Source organism: Burkholderia sp. LMG 13014 (assembly GCF_905232215.1).
Lineage (GTDB): Bacteria > Pseudomonadota > Gammaproteobacteria > Burkholderiales > Burkholderiaceae > Burkholderia.
In genome coordinates this window covers 1-1,621 of record NZ_CAJNKE010000921.1, presented here as the reverse complement: position 1 = coordinate 1,621, position 1,621 = coordinate 1, and the positions used below count along the sequence as shown (strand labels likewise).

Below are 1,621 nucleotides of genomic sequence, written 5' to 3'. Positions count from 1 at the left end.
CCGGTTTGCACCGCGGCCCGTTTGTATAGTTGGAATCACGCACACCATGACCACCGACACCACTGGCCGCACCGGCAATCCCGCTGCGGCCGCGAGCCCCGACCGGTTCCGCTACGGCTTCCTGAAGGGCAACCCGCAGCTCACGAAAAACGGCGAGCTGAAGCACCTGCTGTCGATCGAGGGCCTGCCGCGCTCGATCGTCAACCACATCCTTGATACGGCCGAGCAGTTCGTCAGCGTGACGGACCGCGAAGTGAAGAAGGTGCCGCTGCTGCGCGGCAAGTCCGTGTTCAACCTGTTCTTCGAGAACTCGACGCGCACGCGCACGACCTTCGAGATCGCCGCGACGCGCCTGTCGGCCGACGTGCTGAACCTGAACATCAATGCATCGTCGACGAGCAAGGGCGAATCGCTGCTCGACACGATCAACAACCTGTCGGCGATGCATGCCGACCTGTTTGTCGTGCGTCACGCATCGAGCGGCGCACCGTACCTGATCGCCGAGCACTGCGCACCGCACGTGCATGTGATCAACGCCGGCGACGGCCGCCATGCGCACCCGACGCAGGGCCTGCTCGACATGTACACGATCCGTCACTACAAGCGCGACTTCACGAAGCTGCGCGTGGCGATCGTCGGCGACATCCTGCATTCGCGCGTCGCACGCTCCGACATCCACGCGCTCACCACGCTCGGCGTGCCGGAAGTGCGCGCGATCGGCCCGCGCACGCTGCTGCCGGGCGGGCTCGAGCAGATGGGCGTGAAGGTGTTCCACAACCTCGACGAAGGGCTGAAGGGCGTCGACGTGATCATCATGCTGCGCCTGCAGAACGAGCGGATGAGCGGCGCGCTGCTGCCTTCCGCGCAGGAATACTTCAAGACCTGGGGCCTGACGCCCGAGCGCCTCGCGCTCGCCGCGCCCGACGCGATCGTGATGCACCCGGGCCCGATGAACCGCGGCGTCGAGATCGATTCGCAGGTCGCCGATGGCCCGCAGTCGGTGATCCTCAACCAGGTCACGTTCGGCATCGCCGTGCGGATGGCGGTGATGGGCATCGTCGCCGGCAACAGCGACTGAGCCTGCTTTCGCGCATCCCTATTCACGCAATCAACGCATTCACAGACAGCGCATGAAGATTCATATCAAAGGCGGCACGCTGATCGACCCGGTCGCCGGCACCGAGCGGCAGGCCGACGTATTCGTCGCGGAAGGCAAGATCGCCGCGCTCGGCGCGGTGCCGGGCGGTTTCAACGCGGACCGGACGATCGACGCGTCGGGCCTGATCGTCGCACCCGGCCTCGTCGACCTGTGCGCGCGGCTGCGCGAGCCCGGCTACGAGCACAAGGCGACGCTCGCGTCCGAGATGGCCGCGGCCGTCGCGGGCGGCGTCACGACCCTCGTGTGCCCGCCGGATACCGACCCCGTGCTCGACGAGCCGGGCCTCGTCGAGATGCTCAAGTTCCGCGCGCGCAACCTGCACCAGGCGAACGTGCATCCGCTCGGCGCGCTCACCGTCGGCCTCAAGGGTGAAGTGATCACCGAGATGGTCGCGCTGACCGAGTCCGGCTGTGTCGGCTTCACGCATGCCAACGTGCCGGTGTGCGACACGCAGGTGCTGCT

General features: G+C 66.7%; 1 protein-coding gene and 1 pseudogene. Both read left to right on the top strand.

Going from position 1 to position 1,621, the window contains the following annotated elements; translation table 11 throughout:
* The first annotated feature begins 46 nt into the window (after positions 1-46).
* Entirely contained in the window at positions 47-1,078 is a 1,032-nt protein-coding gene (locus JYJ84_RS36165) for an aspartate carbamoyltransferase catalytic subunit (protein WP_006476735.1), read from the top strand.
* A 52-nt stretch (positions 1,079-1,130) separates the two neighbouring features.
* Positions 1,131-1,621 (top strand): annotated as a pseudogene (locus JYJ84_RS36160) (dihydroorotase); the annotation flags it as partial.